At 32.8% G+C, this 7,866-nt stretch carries 6 protein-coding genes; all 6 read right to left on the bottom strand.

All coding sequences use genetic code 11. The annotated features are described in order from the left end of the window. Positions 1 to 102: 102 nt before the first annotated feature. The 6 genes from RH81_RS17175 to RH81_RS15935 all read right to left on the bottom strand — a co-directional run bounded on the left by RH81_RS17175 (position 103) and on the right by RH81_RS15935 (position 7,773). Positions 103 to 330, bottom strand: coding sequence for a DUF6095 family protein (locus tag RH81_RS17175; protein ID WP_033962347.1), 228 nt, complete (start codon positions 328 to 330; stop codon positions 103 to 105). Next, entirely contained in the window at positions 320 to 1,138 is an 819-nt protein-coding gene (gene murQ, locus RH81_RS15955; RefSeq protein WP_033962353.1) for an N-acetylmuramic acid 6-phosphate etherase, read from the bottom strand. The genes RH81_RS17175 and murQ overlap by 11 nt, the downstream gene beginning before the upstream one ends. A gap of 161 nt (positions 1,139 to 1,299) precedes the next feature. Then, positions 1,300 to 2,112, bottom strand: a complete 813-nt coding sequence (locus RH81_RS15950; protein WP_033962344.1) for a DUF4249 domain-containing protein — start codon at positions 2,110 to 2,112, stop codon at positions 1,300 to 1,302. A 2-nt stretch (positions 2,113 to 2,114) separates the two neighbouring features. Then, the gene (locus tag RH81_RS15945; protein ID WP_033962341.1) at positions 2,115 to 4,487 is read right to left on the bottom strand and encodes a TonB-dependent receptor; all 2,373 of its coding nucleotides are present in this window, start codon (positions 4,485 to 4,487) and stop codon (positions 2,115 to 2,117) included. A gap of 76 nt (positions 4,488 to 4,563) precedes the next feature. Further along, positions 4,564 to 5,499 carry a pyridoxal-phosphate dependent enzyme gene (locus RH81_RS15940; protein ID WP_033962339.1) on the bottom strand — a complete coding sequence of 312 codons (936 nt, stop codon included), beginning with the start codon at positions 5,497 to 5,499 and terminating at the stop codon, positions 4,564 to 4,566. Positions 5,500 to 5,553: 54 nt separating this feature from the next. After that, positions 5,554 to 7,773, bottom strand: coding sequence for an NADP-dependent isocitrate dehydrogenase (locus tag RH81_RS15935; protein WP_033962337.1), 2,220 nt, complete (start codon positions 7,771 to 7,773; stop codon positions 5,554 to 5,556). Positions 7,774 to 7,866 lie beyond the last annotated feature (93 nt).

Below are 7,866 nucleotides of genomic sequence, written 5' to 3'. Positions count from 1 at the left end.
CCTTCATAGAAATATGAAGGGTTTTTTTTATACTAGATTTTTAAACATACAAAAAACTCCAATACGTATTATAGTATTGGAGCTTTTTATGTTTTATAAGGGCTATTTAAACATACTATCCATAATAGTTTTTAATCCCTTGAAGGCAAAGTAAACTGCAAGAATACAAAGTATAAAAGCTAAAACTAAAATTGGAATATATAGAGGTTTTTCTGAATTACTAAACGCTACATAAATTAGACTTGGTCCTAAAAACATTAAAACTAAGGAGATACCCATCGTTTTTATTCCTTTAAACAATTCTTCCTTATTTGTTCTTTTAGTTTCCATTGGAATAGTTTTTTATTGCTGTTCTAACATTTTTGTGTCTTTCCAGTAAATTTTGTGCTTCTTCAAAACTTACATTGAGTTCCTTTACAAGCATTTGTATACCTCTTTCCACAAGTTTATTGTTGCTTAATTGCATATCTACCATTTTATTTCCTTTGACTTTATCCAATTTAATCATTACTGTAGTAGAAATCATATTGAGAACTAATTTTTGAGCTGTACCAGCTTTCATTCGTGAACTACCAGTCACAAACTCTGGGCCTACAATAACTTCAATTGGATATTTTGAAGCATTTGATAAAGGACTATTATGATTACATGTTATGCATCCTGTAATGATATTATTTGAATTACATTTTTCTAAAGCAGAAATAACATAAGGCGTTGTGCCTGAAGCAGCAATACCTATCACTACGTCTTTTGCGGATAAATTATGGGCTTTTAGGTCCTTCCAACCTTGTGAAATTGAATCCTCAGCAAATTCAACAGCTTTTCTAATTGCTGAATCACCGCCTGCAATTAGTCCAATAACTAATTCATGAGAAACACCAAAAGTAGGTGGGCATTCTGAAGCATCTAAAATTCCTAATCGGCCACTAGTTCCTGCTCCAATATAGAATAAACGGCCACCAGATTTCAATTTCTCCACGATTTGATCAACTAAATTATTAATTTGTGGAAGTGCTTTTTCTACTGCTAATGGAACCGATTTATCTTCAGAATTTATATGATTCAAAATATCTGTAATGCTCATTTTTTCTAAATGATTATAATTTGAATCTTGTTCAGTTGTTTTTATAAATGTCATATGGTAAAAATAGCTATTTTTTTCTTTTGCGTTAGTGATAAAAGTGACATCCTTTTTGAGAATTGACTCAAAAAGATACAGCGGATAGCACGACGTTTTGATCATAGAAATCAAAGCGTAACGCTCAAAACCTGCACTAGAATAGGTGTTCTTATGAAAAACTATTCAATAGTATATTCAAATTCGTCCACCTCAGACAGTCTAAAATAACCAAGCGGAAAATTTTCAGGATTGGTTTGATTGATGCAATTACCTCTTACCGTAGCGGGTTGGGTTTCGAATGGACCACCTCCACCATCATCAATTTGTTGAAGTAATATAAACATGAATTCATAAAAGCGTTCAGAAACGCCATGATTTCTTATAATCACACTTTGTCCTTGATCTAAATCTTCTTCTATATAGAATCCGAAAATTTCATTTCCATTTACAAATTCATCTTTAAAAGTATCTAGAGTTGGAGTGACAGGTAAGCTCGGTGTAAACTCAAAAAAGTAATAATTCTCTTCATCTTCAGGATCATTAAAAAAGGCTTTGATTTCTGTCTCTTCTCCTGAAAAGCCACCTTCCAGATTTTGTTCTACACGCGTGATTTCACTAACTGATTTTAGTATTTCTGTACCTACATAAGTCTCTCCATTGTACAAAATAGTTAGATTATATTCACCGTTTATTTCTGGAAGAAATGTGTTGTTTGAATAAATACCAGTATCTCCATCTTCAATAAAGTCGAAAATATTATTGTTACTATCAGTTATGGAAACTGTTGCTCCATTAGCAGGTGGAACGTCAATGTCAAAAAATGGTGCTGTTAAACTCAGTTTAATTGTCTGTTCATTCCCAGATGTACCTTTTAGCCAATCAATAGAAGCATCAATTACTAATTTTGGTTCTGAAGTAGGCAATTCTAAATCAATTACATCTTCGCAAGAAAATGCAAAAACTAATAGTATGATATATATAAGTTTCTTCATATTTAAAATTTAAAATTATAAGATACTGATGGAACAATACCGAATATAGCTAGTCTTACAGCTTCATTTCTTGAAGTGTCCCTGTTTTGTGTGAAGCTTATAGAAGCTGCATTCCTTCTGTTGTATATGTTATATATACCAAATACCCAATGACCTCTAAACCCTTTTGTTTTATTTGGATTTGGTGTGTAATTGGCCGATAGATCTAAACGATGATACGTTGGCAATCTAAACTCATTTCTGTTGGTATAACTTGGAATTCGAATCCCATTATATTCATATTGTCCATTTGGATACGTTACTGGCTGACCAGTTTGAAATAAAAAATTAGCATTAAATGACCATTTCTTGCTTAGTTCATAGCTTCCGGTAAATGATATATCGTGCGTTTTGTCAAATGCAGAATTGTACCATTCTCCATTATTAATACCAGTTTCATTTGGTGTTCTTCCTTCTGTTTGCTGTTCTGATTTTGAAAGTGTATAAGCGAGCCATCCTGTAAAACGTCCTTCATTTTTTCTCAATAGAAATTCTAAACCATAAGCTCTTGCTCTCCCATTTAAAATAACTTGCTCAATCGCATCATTAGCAATTAAATCTGCACCATCAATATAATCGATTCTGTTTTTTACAGTTTTGTAATATGTTTCAAACTCTACAGAATACATGTTATTTGAAAAATTTCGAAAGTAACCAACTGCAATTTGATCCAGAATTTGTGGTTTTGCATACTTACCACTAGGAGTCCATACATCTAATGGTGTAGGAGAACTTGTATTAGATAGTAAATGCAAATATTGAGTCATTCTATTATAACTAGCCTTCACAGAGGACTTGTTGTTTAACTGATATGCAAGAGCTAAACGTGGTTCTAAATTATTAAAAGACTCAATTATATCACTTCGATCAAATTCTTCAGTACCAATAGGTTGTGCTTTTTCATAAATTTGAATTTCGTCATTAAATATAACTGCTTGGTCATTTTCATAAACATTAAGTTCATCTTGGCCTAGTCTTAAAAAATTGCTAAATCTCAAGCCATAAGAAGCTGTTAAATTATTGCTCAATTGATGTTCTACATCAAAATATAAAGCGTTTTCTAAAGCGTATTTATCAATTAGTTTTTGTTGATTTATTCCTGAAGTACTGTTTGATGGTTCAATTTCACCAGGATTAAACTTGTGATAAATGCTATTTAAGCCATATTGTAATTTTATTTTATCAGTCAAGTAATGTTTTAGGTCATATTTAAGATTGAAATTTCTAATTCCAGAATTCCAATCAAAGCCTATTAATTCTAGATTTAAACCGTAGTAATAGTCAGAGTAAATTAACGAAATATTTGAAAATAACTTATCTGAAAACAAATGATTCCATCTAAAGTTTAAAACTGTATTTCCATAAGTGTTTTCAAAACTATCGTTAAGGCTAAACACATCACGACCAAAATAACCAGAAAGATAAATGTTGTTATTTTGGTTTAGTTTGTAACTTATTTTGGTGTTTAAGTCATAAAAATAGGCAATGTTGTCAATATCAAATAAAGGCAAAAATAAATGTGCATATGAAGCTCTACCACCGAATAAAAATGATCCTTTTTCTTTCTTGATCGGACCTTCGATTAATAGTCGACTTGATACAGCACCTATTCCGCCATTGGCATGAAACTCATTACTATTCCCTTCCTTTTGATAAATATCTAACACGGAAGACACGCGACCACCATATCGAGCAGGAATTCCGCCTTTATATAAGCGCAAGTCTTTTATTGCATCAGGATTGAAGACCGAGAAAAAACCAAACAAATGCGAAGAGTTATATATAATGGCTTCATCAAGAAGTATTAAATTTTGATCGGCTGAGCCACCTCTCACGTTGAAACCAGAAGCACCTTCTCCAGCACTAGTTACACCTGGCAAAAGTGTAATTGCTTTTATAACATCAGGTTCGCCAAGTACAACAGGGATTTGTTTGATGGTTCTGGCGGAGAGTGCATTGACACTCATTTGAGGCTTTCTGATATTTAATTTTTCAATATCATCTGTAATAATTACTTCATCAAGTGTTTCAGTAGCTTCTAATAAACTATAGTTTTTAGTCATGTCTGAAGTAAGCTCAATAGTTTCTATAACATTCTGAAACCCTAAATAGCTAATGACTAATTTGTATGTACCTTCTGGAAGTGTAATAGAATAAAAACCATATTCATTTGTAATGGTTCCTGTTTGTTGTTCTGGAAATAAAATATTTACACCAATTAGTGTTTCATTACTGCTTACATCTGAAATAATACCACTAAGAGTATACTTGTCTTGAGCTAATGAAAATATAGGAAATAATAAAATAAGTAGGAGATGGGCTGGGTTAATCTTCATCTAGCATGTTTTTTACAAAAGTAAATATTAGCGTGCAACCTAATTTAGGTTTTAACAATTTCTTTAGACAATAAAACTAAAATGGTAAGTTGTTTACATCTACGTTTCCACCAGAAACGATAACACCAATTTTTTGTTGTTTGAAATTATCTTTTTCTTTTAAAATAGCTGCAAAAGCAACAGCACTAGACGGTTCAATAATGATTTTCATTCGTTCCCAAATAAGTTGCATAGCATCAACTATTTCGGTTTCATTAACTCTTATTATTTGTTTTACGTGGGCTTTTATAATTGGAAAGTTATATGAGCCTAATTGAGTTCTTAATCCGTCAGCAATTGTATTTGTAGTCAAATTACTTTCAATTTTTCCACTGATAAACGAGCGATACGCATCATCGGCTTCTAAAGGTTCTCCGCCAATTACTTTACATTGATCTGAAAAATAATTTGCAGCTAATGCTGTTCCTGCAATTAATCCACCACCACCAATTGGGCAGAATATATAATCAAGATTTGAATGTTCATTAAGTAATTCTAATCCTGCTGTACCTTGACCAATAATGACATTAGGATTATTTGAAGGGTGAATAAAAGTTGCTCCAGTTCTATTTGCTATTTGATCAGCTGTTTTCTGTCTTGCCTCTATAGTTGGTTCACATTCTACGATTTCACCACCATATTCTAATACTGCATTTTTCTTAACCTGAGGCGAATTTGATGGCATAACGATGTATGCTTTTATATTTAGACTTTTGGCAGCAAGTGAAAGTGCTTGTGCAAAATTTCCTGAAGAATGTGTTACAACTCCATTTTGCTGTTGTGCTTTTGAAAGCTGCATGATGGCATTGGTTGCACCACGAATTTTGTAAGCTCCAGCTCTTTGAAAATTCTCGCATTTAAAATAAAGTTCGGCACCTACAAGTGTATTGATAAGGTTAGATGTGAGAATAGGCGTATTATGAATATAAGGCCTAATTCTATTATAACAATCGGTTAAGTCCTCTTTAGTCATCTATTACTATTAAAAAAAAGAGGCCATTTTAAAATGGTCTCTTTTTATATGATTTTATTTCAAAAGCTGGTTAAATGTTTCACTCGGTCTCATTGCAGCAATTGTAGCTGAATCATTAGGTAAATAGTAACCACCAACATCTAAAGCTTGACCTTGAGCAGAGTTCAATTCGTCAACGATTTGTCCTTCGTGATCTTGTAAGTCTTTGAATACATGAGAAAACTCTTGTTTTAAATCCAAATCTTGAGTTTGATTAGCTAAAGCTTCAGACCAGAATAATGCTAAATAGAAATGACTTCCTCTATTATCTAACTCATTCACCTTTCTTGAAGGAGATTTTCCGTTTGCCAATAATTTTTCGGTCGCATCATCTAAAGTTTCAGATAACACTTTTGCTTTGGCATTATTATTTACTTCTCCAAAATGTTCTAAAGACACTGCAATCGCTAAAAATTCTCCTAAAGAATCCCAACGTAAATGGTTTTCAGATGTGAATTGTTCTACGTGTTTTGGTGCAGATCCTCCAGCACCAGTTTCAAATAATCCACCACCATTCATTAAAGGAACTATTGATAACATTTTAGCACTTGTTCCTAATTCTAAAATAGGAAACAAATCTGTTAAGTAATCACGTAATACATTTCCTGTAACCGAAATAGTATCTTCTCCATCCTTAACACGAGCTAATGTAAATTTTGTTGCTTCAATTGTAGAAAGAATTCTGATGTCTAAACCTGATGTATCATGATCTAGTAAATACGTATTTACTTTTTTAATCAATTCTGCATCATGTGCTCTTTTTGCATCTAACCAGAATACTGCAGGAGTTTGTGAAGCTCTAGCTCTAGTTACTGCTAATTTTACCCAATCTTGAATAGGTGCATCTTTTACTTGGCACATTCTCCAAATATCTCCAGCTTCAACATTATGTGAAGTTAAGACAGTTCCAGATTCATCGATTACTTGAACTTTTCCGTTAGAAACTATTTCAAATGTTTTATCATGAGAACCATATTCTTCAGCTTTTTGAGCCATTAATCCAACGTTAGGAACTGTTCCCATAGTTGTCGGATCAAAAGCACCATGCTGTATACAGAAATCAATAGTGGCAGAATACAAACCAGCATAACTACTATCTGGAATCACTGCTTTGGTATCTTGTTGCTTACCTTCAGCATTCCACATTTGTCCAGATGTACGAATCATTGCTGGCATTGAAGCATCAATAATCACATCACTTGGAACATGTAAATTTGTGATACCACGATCACTATTTACCATTGCTAAATCTGGTCCATGTTCTAGAGCATATCTAATATCATCTCTAATTTCAGCATGTTCATCATCTGATAATTCATTTAATTTTCCTAAAAGATTTCCAAATCCGTTATTAACATCTACACCAATTTTTTCAAAAGTATCTCCATGTTTTTCAAATAAATCTTTAAAGAATACACGAACAGCGTGGCCAAAAATAATTGGATCAGAAACTTTCATCATGGTCGCTTTCATATGTAATGAAAACAATACACTCTTATCTAAAGCATCTTCCACTTGCTCTTCTAAGAAAGACATTAAGGCTTTCTTACTCATAACAGTAGCATCGATGATTTCACCTTTTAATAACCCTAAACCATCTTTTAAAACGGTTGTATTTCCTGCACTATCAGTATGAATAATTTGTACTGAAGTCGCATCTTGCAAGGTTACCGATTTTTCATTGTGTGCAAAGTCACCATGGGTCATGGTTGATACATGTGTTTTAGAATCTGAAGACCATGTTCCCATAGAATGCGGATTCATCTTTGCAAAATTCTTAACCGCTTTTGGTGCACGTCTATCAGAGTTTCCTTCGCGGAGAATAGGATTTACAGCACTTCCTTTAATTTTGTCGTATCGTGAACGTATTTGTTTTTCTTCTGTTGATTCTGGATCATCAGGATAACTTGGTAACTTATAACCTTGAGATTGTAGTTCTCCAATAGCTGTCTTTAATTGAGGAACCGAAGCACTAATATTAGGTAATTTAATGATGTTAGCTTCTGGTAACTTAGCCAAATCCCCTAATTCTTTTAAAGCATCAGGAACTCGTTGTTCAACCGTTAAAAATTCTGGAAATGTAGCTAGTATTCTTGCTGCTAAAGAAATGTCTCTAAGCTCTATATTTATACCAGAAGAGGCTGTGAATGATTTTATAATTGGTAATAACGAATGTGTTGCTAATGCTGGTGCTTCGTCTGTTTTTGTATAAATGATTGTAGGTGTATTTGCCATAAAAAGTATAGAATTTATTTTAATCTGAATTGCCTAATATTTAAGCCTAGCAAATATACAAATAAACTAATAGTTAATAAAGTGAAATGTGGT

The sequence above is a fragment of the Psychroserpens jangbogonensis genome (assembly GCF_000797465.1).
Classification (GTDB): Bacteria; Bacteroidota; Bacteroidia; order Flavobacteriales; family Flavobacteriaceae; genus Psychroserpens; species Psychroserpens jangbogonensis.
Note: the sequence above shows the minus strand (reverse complement) of the source record. Positions and strands in the feature narration are given on the sequence as shown.

Coding starts and splice junctions, on each gene's coding strand:
- RH81_RS17175 (WP_033962347.1), bottom strand. CDS start 330: ATGGAAACTAAAAGAACAAATAAGGAAGAATTGTTTAAAGGAATAAAA.
- murQ (WP_033962353.1), bottom strand. CDS start 1,138: ATGACATTTATAAAAACAACTGAACAAGATTCAAATTATAATCATTTA.
- RH81_RS15950 (WP_033962344.1), bottom strand. CDS start 2,112: ATGAAGAAACTTATATATATCATACTATTAGTTTTTGCATTTTCTTGC.
- RH81_RS15945 (WP_033962341.1), bottom strand. CDS start 4,487: ATGAAGATTAACCCAGCCCATCTCCTACTTATTTTATTATTTCCTATA.
- RH81_RS15940 (WP_033962339.1), bottom strand. CDS start 5,499: ATGACTAAAGAGGACTTAACCGATTGTTATAATAGAATTAGGCCTTAT.
- RH81_RS15935 (WP_033962337.1), bottom strand. CDS start 7,773: ATGGCAAATACACCTACAATCATTTATACAAAAACAGACGAAGCACCA.